Origin of the sequence: Sinanaerobacter chloroacetimidivorans (assembly GCF_018128545.1) — a bacterium.
GTDB lineage: Bacteria > Bacillota > Clostridia > Peptostreptococcales > Anaerovoracaceae > Sinanaerobacter > Sinanaerobacter chloroacetimidivorans.
Map to the genome: position 1 here is coordinate 73,141 of NZ_JAGSND010000016.1, position 14,501 is coordinate 87,641.

The following is a 14,501-nucleotide window of genomic DNA, read 5'->3' on the forward strand; positions in this document are numbered from 1 at the left end:
ATGACAAAATAATTGAAAATATGAGAATTTTCCCATATAATGGTTGTTGAAGTTAGTCTGTAAGATTGATCAGGGAGATGTCTTAAAAAAGGGGGGGAGATTTTTGAAAAAAGCATTAATAATTGGTATTGATGAATATCCAACAGCTCCCTTAAATGGGTGCATAAATGATGCCAATGCAGTAGCTGAGCTGTTAAGAACAAATGGCGATGGATCGCCTAACTTTGATGTTTCCCTTAACCTCAATGTAGGAACAAAAGCTGAGTTTTTGGAACTGCTTGATGATCTATTTAGCGGTAATGCTGATGCTACATTACTTTATTTTTCAGGTCACGGAAGTGAATCGGGTCATCTTGTAACTCCTGATTATCGAGGTAGAGATTTAGGTGTATCGATGACTGATGTATTAGGGTATGCGAACAGATCAAAATGTAATAACAAAATCATTATTTTAGATTGTTGCTTTTCCGGTAAATTTGGTGAACTACAAGTTACAAATAGCAGTGAGTCAATACTTGGTGAAGGCATTACTATAATGACAGCTAGTTCTAGGGATGAGGTATCCATGGAAAGTAATGGGCAAGGCCTTTTTACAAGTCTGTTTTTACAAGGTTTAAGAGGAAGCGCAGCTGATATAACGGGAAGAATAACACCCGCAGGAATATATGCCTTTATTGATCAATCCCTCGGTGCTTGGCAACAACGCCCGGTTTTTAAGACCAATATCTCACACTTTCTTTCAATTCGTGATATAGAACCAAGAGTTCCTAAAAGTATTTTACGCAAACTAGGTCAGTATTTTGATTCTCCAAGTGATGAATATAAATTAGACCCATCATTTGAATTTACCAACAACCCAGCTATTGAACATGAAGTTATTGAGCCCTACGCTAAAGACGAAAATGTTAATATATTCAAAGAACTTCAATTATACGAAAGTGTTGGACTTATTGAGCCGGTAGATGAAGAGCATATGTATTTCGCAGCAATGAAGAGCAAATCTTGTAAATTGACAGCGTTAGGTTTGCATTACTGGAAATTGGCAAAGGATTCAAGATTTTAAGGAATTATTGAGGAGGAAAAGAATAATGATTAATGTATTTATACCACATCGTTGGAACAATAATGATTATGCTGAAATCAGCGCTCTATTGGAGCGAACAAAATTTAATGTTAGAGATTACTCAGTACCAAGTAGTTCGCCGTTCGATAGTATTGACAGAAGATTTAACGTTGACCCTCAAATTCAGAAGCAAATTAAGTATGCGAGCGTCGTTATATGCTCAAATCGGCCGGCAAATAATACGGGCATGTCTCTGGATGAAGTTAAGTTTGCAATTAGCATTGGAAAACCTGTAGTAGCAGTCAAAATTTTAGATAGCACTAGCAAGTATATTTCAGAATTAGGTATTTCCATTGTTGCTAAGAGAAAAGATTCGTTAGAAGAGTGGATTCGTCGGAATGTATAGAAGTGTAAAAAGCTTTAACCTTTTCAAATTGGGTTGAAGTTTTTTTACTATTAAAATTATCGTTGCAACATTTATAACGGTGGGTATTCATGCCTCCACCCTTGTCTCCTTAAACAAACAGAATGCTGTTGTTTGTCTTAACACGCCTGAAACTTAACTCAAAAATTAAAATCGAGTTAGCTATTAAATATATGGACACGCCTATTGGGAATCCAATAGAAATATATCTGGTAAACTAATTTCTATTTAGTCTTTTCAAAGATATAAGATTTTTAATTCTAGCCTTTAATTTTGGTATGATGTACTCGACATTAATTGTAAATAATGGAGGACATATGATTAAATATTCTGAAAGAGATTTTTCGAAGCTATACAGATCCATAATGACAGAAAACCGATATATTTTTAGTGCTGAAATTCTAGAAATAATTAAAAAGATAAATGACTTTTTTGTCAATAGGGTAGAAGTAGTACCAGTGGGAAGCATCATGTATCGAGCTCAAAAAGGTGTTGCTGGATTTGATGATTTACCGATTCCTTATGGTAGAGATAGGATGCTCCCTCTTGATCACAAAGCAAGGGAAGGGCGCGCGAACCCAAAAGGGATACCTTATATTTACTTATCTAATAAAGAATATATAGCTATTTCAGAGGTGCGGAGTTGGAACGGTGATCAAGTATCATTAGCTTCATTTACTAATAAAAGGGAATTACGTCTTATAGATTTTTCATCAGATGATACCCCCAATTTAGTAATTAATTTTAATATATCGGAGATGGTCTCTGATAATTCAATTGAGACATTATGGGGGGATATAAATCAATCATTCTCAAGACCTGTTACTTCTAATGATGATGCAGCTGAATATGCACTAACACAGATGATAGCAGAATGTGTTAAGAATAGTGGGTATGATGGTTTGTTTTATAATTCTTACTTTAGTAAGGACAATAAAGAGGGGAAAAATATTGTAATATTTGATAAAAATTTATTGAAATTGCATAAGGTCACTGTTTATGAAATAGAGGGGATTGATGTGAGATTTAATGAGTGTACAAATCCTCACTTCTATAAAGATTAGCCTTCCCGTTCTTGGAAATCTAGCCGCCTAGGCCCCACTAGGTTCAAGCGACATCTTTTTTGTAACTCAAGGCATGTAGAGATGGTGGTATTTATGTCACGAAATGAGAAATCGATATAAACGGTTCTTACCAGGCGGTCTTTTCGTTGAAGATATGCTCACTTCTGATATAATTAGAATTATTATAAGGTTTGTATTGGGGGGTAGTGGAATGTATCAATTAAAAAAGTGCGCATTATGTGGTGTTGAAACAGAGCTTGAACTGAGTCATATCGTTCCGAAGATGGTGATGCGTACTCTGAAGAAGACAGCAATCGGCAACATTCGAAACTCGGATAATCCAAACGTCCCTGTACAAGACAGCGAAAAGCACCATATGCTGTGTGGCAACTGCGAAGACTTATTCAGCGAAAAAGAGACCTACTTTGCAAACAACCTGTTCCACCCATACCAAAAGAAAGAACGCATTCAGTTTGAATACGATTCCAGACTATTTTACTTTCTGACATCCTTAAGCTGGAGAAGCCTCTATTTGGATCTACTGGATTTTTCAGAGAATGATGTCGTCGGCATCGATGCATTTGAGCATTTGATTGCCTGTGAAAGGGATATGAGAGAGTACCTTCTGAATCAGCGAAGCGACATTGGAACCATCGAACATCATATTTTCTTCTTTGAAGAGATAAAAGAAATATCCGGCAACACAGAAATGGCCGGCTTGAGACCGCATGCCATTTTCCACAGGGGAATCCAAAGCTATACCTTTTGTTATGAAGAAGATCGGACGTATGGAACCATCACGAATATGATGGGCATTATGCTGATTACGCTTTACAGTAAAGGGAGCCATGAACAATGGGACCGAACGCAGATTATTAACGGCAACGGGCATATCGAGGCAAAGGATCAGCATATCACAAGCGTGGTCGGAAATGAGTTTACAAATATGCTGAAAACGGCGCAGTCAGCTTCTGATTCTATGAGCGATAAGCAAAAGGAGAAAATCGTCGAGAACCTGAAGGCAAAGGCAGGACAAATAAAAGATTATCCAATATTTCAAGACTGGCTTAGCGACCGCGAATTGGACAAGAAATAAATAATGGTTAGTTTTGATATGTTCCTTTGAACCATCTCGAAAATTTCCTATGGATTTATTCTCGTGGACGGATGAGTTTCAAGGCGGTCAGAAACATCAATGCTATCGTGTCGTGCCATATAGAGTGCTGTTGCTTGCTTGAGAGGGCGTAAATCATTGGCACTATCGCTATAGTACTATTTTAGCAAAGAGGTAAAGCTATTGAAATGGTTAGATTTGTCTTATAGCGATTTTTATATCCCATGTGAAGATAATCAAAAAACAGTACGAGGCTATCTGTTGGCGAGCTTTGGCGTTGATTTAGAGAGGTTGCCCTTCATTTTCTTTGAACCATTTAATAAACACAAAACCCAGAGCGGCTGCGGCGGAGCATTTACGGAAAGGAAAGTTTTACTGAGTGATATATTCGGTACAAGTCATAATGATTATGGTGGCAGAGATATAATAACGGCGTTTATGAAGATTAAGCGTGCAAAAGAATACATATTGAGCGGCAGAGTTACAAAAAACAAGTATTTCCGAATGCTAAAAAAGCCTGTTGATAAACAGGATGCTCCTGTCGTGTTATCACAAGTCGATGGGAAGTACTATGTTGACGGAAATGACAACCATCGTGTGATTTTTTACAAGATAATGATGCTCGCAGAAATTCACGCGAACTGTCATCATGATTGCACGAATGAATGCGTTTTAACAAGAGATGAATTCATGCGTATACGAAAAAAATATTGGTTAAATGCTAAAGTAAGACATTTTAAATAAAGCGATTTCCCGACCAGGGAGATGCAAAATAGATATGGCATCTTTTTTATAGCCTAAGGCACTGCGAGGTCTGCGTCAAATTGTGCCGAAGGTATGGATAAGAGGTTAATTATTGGATTGAAAAGCGGATATGTTAGAGAAAACTTTAATTAATTTATAAGAAAGGTTTTATGATAAGAGGCGTCGTATCTATATGGATGATAAATTTAAGAAAAATCTTCAGTATCTATCAGGATTATCTCTATTGCAATTTGAAGCCGCTTGCCATTTCAACTTGACAAAGCATTTAATTGAATTGTTTAAGTTTCATGCTCCACAACCTCAATATGGTTGTGAAAGGGGATTAAACACCTTTATAGCAATGGGTCATCAACTTGATGCTTCGGTATTCCTTTATGAGAGCATAAAGCAACTATCTATTTGGGATGATGAAGAATGTAAAGTTTTTAAAGAGCAGCCATTTTATGCTGATTTAGAAGTGGTGAGAAATAATATCCATACGTATTTTAAAAATGGTGGATTTGCTAAGAAAGCCAATACAATTATTGGACAAAAACTTAAAGAATACAAACTTGATAAACCAGACGTGTTTCATATGCTGAGAAGTGATATTTCATTGGTTTTTGAAATTGTGGATGACCTTAAATGCCTAATAGGATGTGACTATTTTATCTATCATTGCATTTATGAAAGTGAGAATAAAGAATGGGTGGGAATTGATTATCATGGCTATGCAGAATTTCTTTCCTCTAATATTAAAGCCATTGCACTGACAGTGGACGAAACACAATATCTGTTATCACAGTTGCATTTTCGTGAAAAAATGCCGGTAGTTGAATTGTTTGATTATAAAAGCGCTGATTTAGTCAATTGTAGTGCGGTTTCGTCCATATCCACTTTTAGATTAGTGTTAATGTTATATCAGATTAGCTACATATTGTTATTATTAGATGAAATTTTTGATTATGAATCAATAAATAAGGATGATATGTGGGCTTGCTTTTTCAGTAAGCTTTTAGCAATTAAGTATGATGAGGCTTTTGATAATTTACAAAGTCTGTTAACGTTTTCTAAGAAAGACGACAGGAGGATATTGCTTGAATATTGCAAAAATGAAAATCTTATAATTGGAAATTTAGTAGCCAGGGAGTTTGCTCAAAAACTTAGAAATACAATTCATTATCAAACAATACTTTTAGACACCAATAAATTTAGAGAAAATTCTACTAGGGGCATAGTTACAGCGATTTACTTGTCTAATACGGATACAAACTCTATGGGCGAATTTAAGAATAAAAGTAAAGCAATGATACTTGAAATGAAACTATTACAAAAATTTATACGCAAAATAATTTCAGTAGATAAAAAATTATTATAATTAGAAACAGTTTTCAGGACTGATATATTGTAAGTGTTTAGATTAAGAGAAAAGTTTATGATTCACGCCAAGGCCCCACCAGCTTTAGGCGGCATCTTTTTTACCGCTTCAAGGCATGTGGAGTGTGTAGTATTGATAACAAGGGTGGAGAAATAACAGTTAAGACGGTATACTGTTGGAAACGTTTAAGCCGATAAACTTGGAGTTATAGAGGCGGTTGAATGGGAAAAATATTAGGATCTTGGAGTGGCATGCGAAAATATCTTGAGCAGGAAATGCTTGCAGACAGTTTACACGGACGGGTTCGGTATAACTGTACTACTTACGTTGGTATGGATGGATGTCATATTTTCGAAGTCTATATTGATAACAAACTGGTAAAGCAGTTCTCTTGGGAAACAGTGAATACTTATTTTATTGAGAAAGGATATAAAAAGAATTCGAATCACTTTGGCCTAGGCGAATACTGGGATGCGTTTTGGGCTCTCATGGATTCTGTTCCAATGCAAGCAAGACAGGAATATACGGATAATGAATTCTGTGAGTCATTGGAGAATTACCGAAATCAAAGTATTCAGGTCAGCATTCATTCTGATAATCCATTGGAAAGAATGTTTGCTGTGTTAGATAGACGAGTTGGTAAAAGAAGCCTTGAGAAACTGAAAGAAACGATGGAAGAGCAAAGTGAATGGCTTCAACAGTTCTATAGGTTAAGATTAAATGCAGAGAATTATGAAGAATAAGAAGCGGAAAGCTATTCCTGAAAGTACCATTTCAGCGGGATGTCGTCATACCGTTGGTCTTAAATCAGACGGCACAGTGGTTGCTATAGGTAATAATGAATATGGCCAGTGTGATGTTAGCGGTTGGCGTGGCATCCAACTTCCTGGCGTTTAGTTATCAATATTATACAGACGACTGTTACTGAAATATGGGTTTCCGCCAAGGCCCCACCAGGTTCCGTCAGCATCTTTTTTACCGCTTCAAGTCATGTGGAGACCATAAACCTGTTACAACGAGAAATATATGATATAATATAGATAATTATGGAAATTTCGGAGGTGGTAATATGGCAAGACGTGGTTACGGAAGTATATTAACTGCAATGGCAAGGGAAGCGGCGAGGCAGCAAAGAGTGGCCGAAGCCGACCAAAAAAGAAGAATTCGTGAGGCTGAAAGAGCAAGACGTGAGGAAATTAGGCAAGCAGCGTTAGATGCGAAAGAGGAGAAGCAAAGATATCTTGAAATTAGGGTAGATGAAGTCGATGAGATGAATGAGGAATTGGAAGAGAGAGTAAGTGATTTATTAAGTATTTTGACAAACACTCTGTCGATAAATGATACGATATCTTTTAATTCTCTAAAAATACATGATGCTGGTCCAAAATATAAACCTCCTGTAGAATTGGCAACTCTGAACAATGAACCGACTCTTGAATATTTTATACAAAATGTAAAATCGCCAGGATTTTTTGATAAATTAGTGCCTGGATGGCAGAATCGATATGAAAATGCCAAGAAACAGGCGGAAGATAATTATAGGCAGGAAAAAGAAAGGTATGAAGTAGCGGAAAATGAACGTAAAGACAAGCTAGAAAAATATAAAGCCCGGTATGAAAAGGAAAAAAGTGATTGGGATTTGAAAGTTCAACAACGGAACAAAGAAGTAGACGATTTTGAACAATCGTACAAAAACAAGGATATTGCCTCAGTTATTTCTTATAATTCTATGGTCCTGGAGAGATCACAATATCCTGATGAGTTTCCACAGAACTTTAGAGTTACATATGCAGAAGATTCTAAAGAGCTAGTAATTGAGTACCAATTGCCAACAGTGGAAATAATTCCTGCCGTGCAGGAATATAAATACGTAAAAAGCAGGGATGCTATCGATGAAAAGCAGAGAAAACAGACAGAAATTAAAGAAATATATCAAGATGTCATTGCCGCTATTTGCTTAAGATCCATTCATGAGGTATTTGAAGCTGATCAGGGAAATGTGATTGATTTAGTTGTATTTAACGGATATGTTGAGACAGTAGACCCTGCCACAGGGAAAGATATAAAGCCATTTTTAATCTCAATTAGGGTTACAAAAGAAAGATTCCTAGAAATTGACTTGAAGAGGGCTGAGAAGAAAGCCTGTTTAAGGAACCTTGGAGCCCAAATATCTCCGCGTCCTGATGAATTACAGCCTGTAAAACCGATTATTGAATTTGATATGGTGGACAAAAGATTTGTTGAGCAACAGGATGTGCTTTCAGCACTCGATAACAGGCCAAACTTAATGGATCTAAATCCGTTTGAATTTGAGAACCTGGTAGCTAATCTGTTTGGGAAAATGGGATTGGAAACAAAACAGACACGTTCATCAAAGGATGGCGGTGTTGACGCTGTGGCGTTCGATAACAGGCCGGTTTTGGGTGGAAAAGTGGTTATCCAAGCCAAAAGGTATAAGAATCTGGTAGGAGTTTCCGCAGTAAGGGATTTATATGGAACCATGATGAATGAGGGCGCAAATAAAGGCATTCTTGTAACGACAAGTAGCTATGGCCCAGATGCTTATGACTTTTCGAAGGACAAGCCTATAGAATTAATTGACGGTGGAGCGCTTCTGTATTTACTGGACCAGGTAGGCGTGCAAGCTCGCATAATTTTTCCTGAAGATAAAAAATAAAGTTTTTCGGTCGTTAACAGTGGAAAGACTCATTAAGTGTAAATATTAGAGAGGTGAAATTATGATTCTAACATTGTCAATCGTAGAACTTGAACGTAGAATATCTGAAAAATATGAGCATGGAGAGAAGCTATTGTAGGTATTAAGATTGTTAATACCGCTATAGGTATAGCGTCCCTGTGACGCATAGAATATAGCAATCCGGAGGAAGAAATGGACGATAGAATTGTAAATGAGATTTTGGAATTTCGTGATGAGCGAGGATGGAAACAATATCATAACCCTAAAGATTTAGCAATTTCCCTCTCTCTCGAAGTCGCAGAACTGTTGGAGAATTTTCAATGGTCCTCTTCCGAAGAGGCTGTCGCCAAACGGATGCTCAGTATTAAAGAAGAACTAGCAGATGTTCTAATCTATTCGGTATTATTTGCCGAGGCAGTTGGTTTGGATTTGGATGAAATTATTATGGAAAAGCTAAGTAAGAATAGCAAAAAGTATCCTGTCGAAAAAGCTTTTGGTAAGAAGGAAAAATATACGGAGTTATAATATGCTTGTTTATGCTGAAGAAAAAAAGGACTTTATGCTGCACGTTAGGGATAACCGGATCTCTGAAATGGTAGCTGATTGTATGAAACGAAAACTTGGCCGTCGAGTAGGGTTGCCAGAACAACGATCTTGGCAGGCTTCTCTACAGCATATGCGAAACATCCTCGACGACACAGCAATTCCTGATAATTCAGGAATTGCAATTGAATACAATGTTCCGCAAACCGGAAAAAGAGTTGACTTTATTATTTCGGGATACGATGATAATCAAACTGGAAATATCATTATTGTCGAACTGAAACAATGGGATGAAGCGAAGTTGACAAAAATGGATGCCGTAGTTCGCGTTGCACGATTCGGTAATGTTTTACATCCATCGTACCAAGCTTGGTCCTATAAAACAGTTATGGAGGATTATAATACAACCATCCAGCAGGAACAGATTGGATTGTATCCATGCGCCTATCTTCACAACTACAAAGAAGATAAAAACGAACCGATTATCAAGAATGCGTTTTACGAAGATTATTTACGTGAAGCCCCTGTTTTTCTGATGGATGACAACGAAAAGTTGCGCAGTTTCATAAAGCGTTTCATAAAACATGGCGATAAAAAAGAAGTTCTTTACAAAATTGAGGCTGGTAAGATTCGTCCCTCAAAAAATCTGGCGAATTGTCTTACATCCATGATGGAAGGTAAACGGGAATTAGTTCTTGTCGATGATCAGAAAACCATTTATGAAATGGCACTAGATTTAGCTGATACTGTGACTGGAAAGAAGAAGCGTGTGCTCATTGTGAGAGGCGGACCGGGCACAGGCAAAACCGTAGTCGCAATTAATTTAATTGTTGAATTAACGAAGCGGGAGAAACTGGTTCAATACGTGACAAGCAATGCAGCGCCACGGGCGGTTTATGAATCGAGATTATCCAGCACAATGCATAAAACTCGTATCTCAAATTTGTTCAAAGGTGCAACTGTGTATCAGGATTTAGATAAAAATACTATGGATGTATTGATAGTTGATGAGGCGCATCGATTGAGTGCAAGAAACCTGCTCAATACATATAAAGGCAACCAAGTTAAAGACTTGATTAATGCAGCGAAACTAACGGTATTCTTCTTGGACGAATCACAAAAGGTGCTGATAGAGGATATTGGTAGCGAAGAAGAGATTGTAAAACAGGCAAAAGTATTCGACGCGGAAGTTATTACGGTGGATTTGCCATCACAATTCCGATGTAATGGGTCTGATGGGTACCTCGCATGGCTTGACAATACACTCGGCATTCGTGAGACGGCGAACGTGACACTTGAAGGGATTGATTATGATTTTCAGATAGTGGATTCTCCCGCCGAATTACATCTTTTAATTCGTGAGAAAAATGTGTTAGAGAGTTCCGAAAGTGGATCGAGAGTAGTTGCGGGGTATTGTTGGCCGTGGGCGAGCAAGAAAAATCCTTCAGTTACAGATATCAACATAGGAGATTATCATGCACGGTGGAATAAGTTTAGCGATGGATCTTTGTGGGCGATTACAGAAGGTTCAATAGATGAGATAGGCTGTATTCATACTTGTCAGGGACTTGAGTTTGATTACGTCGGTGTAATCATCGGTGAAGATTTGATTGTTAAGAACGGTATTATCACAACACAACCTGAAGCGCGCGATAAAGTGGATGCAAATAAAACTCTTCGGGGTTATAAAACAATGATAAAGGATAAGGATTTGTCTGTTGTGGAAAAAGCTAAGCTCATGGCGGACGAAGTCATTCGGAATACTTATAAAGTGCTGCTGACACGAGGACAAAAGGGATGTTATGTTTATTGCTGCAATAAGGAATTAGCAGAATATCTGAAAAGAAGAATCAGGGATTCCTATTATAACTATAATGAAGAGAGACTTGAGTATTTAATGGTAGCAGAAGATACCGATATGGAATACGGGGAGTAGAGTTAGCTATTAAACAGCTACCGACTAAGTTGACGGATAAATCTTAGTAAGGAACATAAGAATGGATAATACGTGAAGATGTGAGAGCGTACATAAAAGAATAAAAGAGAAAGACCCTAAAAGATGATTTGAGATTTGCCGCCAAGGCCCCAGTTTCCGCCAAGGCCCCACCAGCTTTAGGCGGCATCTTTTTTACCGCTTCAAGGCACGTCGAGGTGATAATAAAGATGTCGAAATGTGGTTTGGAGGGCGAAAAATAGACTTAAACCACAAGATGTTGTGGTTTTGATGCAAGAATAGAGCAAAAATCGAGGCAAAAAAGTGCAAATTTTGACCCGTTTTTTTGACCGTTTTCATAGATGACATCGGATATCTTGAAGGATACTATCATCAAACTTGATTTAAGATAAGAACACCCAAATGTATTGAGATGTATAAATTCAGCCCTATTTTCCATATCAGTTTTCTAAACAAATCTTCACTATTTAATAAAGTGCTTCATTATTCATGTTGAATAATTAGCTCTTCAATAGTAAAATCGAATTAATGGAAATATTTAAAAAAGTAACAGAACTCTGTTTTATGTATTGATGTAGTATAAGAGGTGTATTGTGGCAAGCTATATTCAACTGCCAGAAGTATAAGGCAAGGTGTAGGTAATCTAATATCATAACAAAGAAGTAGGAAAGATTTATGAATACAAAAAAAATAATTAGTAATGCTTTTCAGGAATTACTCAAGAAAAAGGAATTTGAAAATATAACTATCAGATGATCTTAACGAAGCAGATATTTCGAGAACAACATTCTATCGCCACTTTGAAGATAAATATGATTTGATGAACTGGTATTATTACGATCACATTAATAATCTAATTAAAAAAATGATTTTACCCACTATCGCAATTTTTTATTAGAGAATCTTGAATTTGTTGAAAAGAACAAAACATACTTCTTAAAAGTGGTAAAAACAACAGGAATGAATTCTTTTGAAGATTTTGTTATTAAATATGCTATGGAATATTATCAGGACAGTTATGAGAAAATCCATGGGAAAGAAAGTTTTACACAGAAAGAAATAATTCAGATTCAATTGCATATGGTGCAGCAAAACAATTATGTTTGTGGATCAATAGAGGATGTGATATTCCTTCGAAAGATTTGGCAGATTGGATTACAGAGATGCTTCCGCTTTTTCTAAAAGAGTATGTTTTATAATTAACAATATCATTTTTAAACAAACCCGTTGATATGTTTCGAAAGAAACAAATCAACGGGTTTGTTTCTTTACGACATTATTCGAATTGTTTAATATTTAACCAATGAGATGTCGCACAAAATATCAGTCCAGCGGGGGGAACGGACTTTGAAAGAAGCGATCAAAAGCTCCAACAAGAGAAAGCAGAACCGTCCTCAATAGCTAAATTGTTACACGGACATTAGTTAAGTTCAATAGCTGATCTACTAAATTATCAAAGACAAGAAAACTCGGAACTGAAGAACAAAAGAATTTCCAGTAGTTTAAGAAATGCATCGCTCTTTCTTTAGGGTTTGTATCTGGAAAAAGCCTTTGAAAACCCTACTAAACTATTTTAAGGGGAGGAAATTATTATGAGTAATTTAACACTTATGATACAGCCAATAAAAATTGGTGGAACTATAATCAAAAACCGAGTGGTTATGCCTCCAATGGATAATTTTGTGAATATGGACGGTTCATTTTCACGCAAACATTACTGCTATCTGACAAATCGTGCCCGAGGTGGCGTGGGATTGATTGTCATGGAAGCTGCCAGCGTTTCCTGGCCAGAAGGAAAAATCAGTGAACGCCAGCTCAGAATCAACAGTGGAAATATTACACCAGAACTGCGTGAGATGGCAGACAGTGTTCATGCATTTGGAACTAAAATTATAGTACAGCTTCATCATGGCGGATTTATAGCTGTTCCAGAGTATAGTGGTGGCGTACAGAGCGTTGCTCCAAGTGAATATGGCGGAGCACGCGCGCTCACTTTGGAAGAGATTGAAAAGATTAAACAGGATTTTGAGACATCTGCTAAAGTGGCACAGACTGCAGGTCTGGATGGTGTGGAATTACATGCATCCCATATGTATTTGTTGAATCAGTTTAGGTGTCCTGCATGTAATCAACGTAATGATCAGTATGGTGGTAGTCTTGAGAATCGTTTCCGTATTGTGAAGGAAATCATCGAAGAAATTCGCAAGGAATGTCCGGCTCCTTTCATTTTGGGAGTTCGTCTTGGTATCGAAGATCTGATTCCTGGTGGTACAACACTGGAAGAAGGTATGCAATATGCGAAGTGGTGTGAAGAAGCTGGTGCTGATATGTTGAATATTACTACCGGATTCTTCAGTTCAGTAAATAATGTTACGGAAACTCAGTGGCAGGAGGAAGGTGCACGTGTTTATATGGGTGAAGCTGCGAAAAAAGCGGTAAAAATTCCTGTTGCGATTGTAGGTAAACTCCGTACCCCGGAATTCTGTGCAAAAATTATTGAAGAAGGGAAAACGGATATGGTTGTAATTGGTCGTCAGTTGATCTGTGATCTGGAATGGCCAAATAGAGTACTGTTTAATCGAACAGACGAAATTCGTCCTTGTCTAAACTGTGACGAAGGATGTCTTGGACAGTATAGTTTCCAGCATGGTACATTACATTGCTCAATGAATCCTTATGTAGGCTATGAGGATTTATATTGTGAAAATAGTGTCCTAAAAACAGGAACTCCGAAAAATATTGTAATAGCTGGTGGTGGTATAGCTGCAATGCAGTTTACCATTATTGCACAGAAACGTGGTCACTCAGTTACCATTCTTGAAAAAGCAGATAAGCTGGGCGGACAGTTAATTTTGGCAGCGGTTCCTCCGTATAAAAGAGAAGTAGGAAAAGGACTAGAATGGTTTAAAAAGACGGTTTCTGATTCAGGTGCAATAATTAAACTTAATATGGAAGCAACCGCAGAAAGCATTGCAGCGTTGAATCCAGATATAGCAATCGTGGCAGTTGGTTCTCTGCCAAACCGTCCTCCAGTACAGGGGATTGATAATGCCATTGATTCCTGGGATATTCTAGAAGATGCTGATTCAGCACCGGAAAACAAAAAAGTTGAGATTCTTGGCGGTGGTGTAGTTGGTTCTGAAGTGGCTCATCTATTAATAGAAAAAGGCTGTGATGTCAATATTATTGAGATGCTGCCTGAAATCTGCCATGGTCATGAAGCAATTCATAAAGCCCTGCTAGAAGGATTCCTCAGCGCGAATGCAACACTCAACTTAAATGCTACAATTACTGAAGTTGGAAAAAACTATGTGAAATTTATTGATAATGAGGGTAGAGCGCAGAATCTTAATGCTGATGTTGCGATATGTGCAACTGGTCAGAGACCGTCAGGAGATATATTATATGATGAACTTCTGGCAGTTGGCATTGAAGCCTATAAAATAGGAGATGCCGTAAAAGCAGCAAATATTCGTTGTGCAACACGCGCTGCATTGGATCTGGCGTACACTGTTTAAG

12 protein-coding genes are annotated in these 14,501 nt (G+C 37.4%); all 12 read left to right on the plus strand.

Annotation, left to right across the window (positions count from 1 at the left end; genetic code table 11):
- Positions 1 to 103: 103 nt before the first annotated feature.
- A complete protein-coding gene (locus KCX82_RS18155; RefSeq protein WP_227019904.1) occupies positions 104 to 1,063 on the plus strand; it encodes a caspase family protein in 960 nt (319 codons plus the stop codon).
- A 25-nt stretch (positions 1,064 to 1,088) separates the two neighbouring features.
- Positions 1,089 to 1,469 carry a hypothetical protein gene (locus KCX82_RS18160; RefSeq protein ID WP_227019905.1) on the plus strand — a complete coding sequence of 127 codons (381 nt, stop codon included), beginning with the start codon at positions 1,089 to 1,091 and terminating at the stop codon, positions 1,467 to 1,469.
- A gap of 335 nt (positions 1,470 to 1,804) precedes the next feature.
- The gene (locus tag KCX82_RS18165; RefSeq protein ID WP_227019906.1) at positions 1,805 to 2,551 is read left to right on the plus strand and encodes an RES family NAD+ phosphorylase; all 747 of its coding nucleotides are present in this window, start codon (positions 1,805 to 1,807) and stop codon (positions 2,549 to 2,551) included.
- A gap of 211 nt (positions 2,552 to 2,762) precedes the next feature.
- A complete protein-coding gene (locus tag KCX82_RS18170) occupies positions 2,763 to 3,647 on the plus strand; it encodes a hypothetical protein (RefSeq protein WP_227019907.1) in 885 nt (294 codons plus the stop codon).
- Positions 3,648 to 3,848: 201 nt separating this feature from the next.
- On the plus strand, positions 3,849 to 4,409 hold the full coding sequence (locus tag KCX82_RS18175) for a hypothetical protein (protein ID WP_227019908.1): 561 nt from the start codon (positions 3,849 to 3,851) through the stop codon (positions 4,407 to 4,409).
- Positions 4,410 to 4,602: 193 nt separating this feature from the next.
- Complete coding sequence (locus tag KCX82_RS18180) at positions 4,603 to 5,787, plus strand: hypothetical protein (RefSeq protein WP_227019909.1); 1,185 nt, start codon at positions 4,603 to 4,605, stop codon at positions 5,785 to 5,787.
- A 221-nt stretch (positions 5,788 to 6,008) separates the two neighbouring features.
- Positions 6,009 to 6,530, plus strand: a complete 522-nt coding sequence (locus KCX82_RS18185; protein ID WP_227019910.1) for an SF0329 family protein — start codon at positions 6,009 to 6,011, stop codon at positions 6,528 to 6,530.
- Positions 6,520 to 6,684 (plus strand): RCC1-like domain-containing protein, encoded by a 165-nt coding sequence (locus KCX82_RS18190; RefSeq protein WP_227019911.1) that lies wholly within the window; start codon positions 6,520 to 6,522, stop codon positions 6,682 to 6,684. The genes KCX82_RS18185 and KCX82_RS18190 overlap by 11 nt, the downstream gene beginning before the upstream one ends.
- Before the next feature lie 172 nt (positions 6,685 to 6,856).
- Positions 6,857 to 8,464, plus strand: coding sequence for a restriction endonuclease (locus KCX82_RS18195; RefSeq protein WP_227019912.1), 1,608 nt, complete (start codon positions 6,857 to 6,859; stop codon positions 8,462 to 8,464).
- A 213-nt stretch (positions 8,465 to 8,677) separates the two neighbouring features.
- Positions 8,678 to 9,010, plus strand: coding sequence for a nucleotide pyrophosphohydrolase (locus KCX82_RS18200; RefSeq protein ID WP_227019913.1), 333 nt, complete (start codon positions 8,678 to 8,680; stop codon positions 9,008 to 9,010).
- 1 nt (position 9,011) lies between these two features.
- Positions 9,012 to 10,964 carry a DUF2075 domain-containing protein gene (locus tag KCX82_RS18205; RefSeq protein WP_227019914.1) on the plus strand — a complete coding sequence of 651 codons (1,953 nt, stop codon included), beginning with the start codon at positions 9,012 to 9,014 and terminating at the stop codon, positions 10,962 to 10,964.
- A gap of 1,610 nt (positions 10,965 to 12,574) precedes the next feature.
- The gene (locus KCX82_RS18210) at positions 12,575 to 14,500 is read left to right on the plus strand and encodes an oxidoreductase (protein ID WP_227019915.1); all 1,926 of its coding nucleotides are present in this window, start codon (positions 12,575 to 12,577) and stop codon (positions 14,498 to 14,500) included.
- Position 14,501 lies beyond the last annotated feature (1 nt).

Bases quoted from the DNA above. Each gene is read 5' to 3' on its own strand.
- KCX82_RS18190 (WP_227019911.1), top strand. From the start codon at position 6,520: ATGAAGAATAAGAAGCGGAAAGCTATTCCTGAAAGTACCATTTCAGCG.
- KCX82_RS18170 (WP_227019907.1), top strand. From the start codon at position 2,763: ATGTATCAATTAAAAAAGTGCGCATTATGTGGTGTTGAAACAGAGCTT.
- KCX82_RS18185 (WP_227019910.1), top strand. From the start codon at position 6,009: ATGGGAAAAATATTAGGATCTTGGAGTGGCATGCGAAAATATCTTGAG.
- KCX82_RS18160 (WP_227019905.1), top strand. From the start codon at position 1,089: ATGATTAATGTATTTATACCACATCGTTGGAACAATAATGATTATGCT.
- KCX82_RS18195 (WP_227019912.1), top strand. From the start codon at position 6,857: ATGGCAAGACGTGGTTACGGAAGTATATTAACTGCAATGGCAAGGGAA.
- KCX82_RS18180 (WP_227019909.1), top strand. From the start codon at position 4,603: ATGGATGATAAATTTAAGAAAAATCTTCAGTATCTATCAGGATTATCT.
- KCX82_RS18205 (WP_227019914.1), top strand. From the start codon at position 9,012: ATGCTTGTTTATGCTGAAGAAAAAAAGGACTTTATGCTGCACGTTAGG.
- KCX82_RS18165 (WP_227019906.1), top strand. From the start codon at position 1,805: ATGATTAAATATTCTGAAAGAGATTTTTCGAAGCTATACAGATCCATA.
- KCX82_RS18200 (WP_227019913.1), top strand. From the start codon at position 8,678: ATGGACGATAGAATTGTAAATGAGATTTTGGAATTTCGTGATGAGCGA.
- KCX82_RS18210 (WP_227019915.1), top strand. From the start codon at position 12,575: ATGAGTAATTTAACACTTATGATACAGCCAATAAAAATTGGTGGAACT.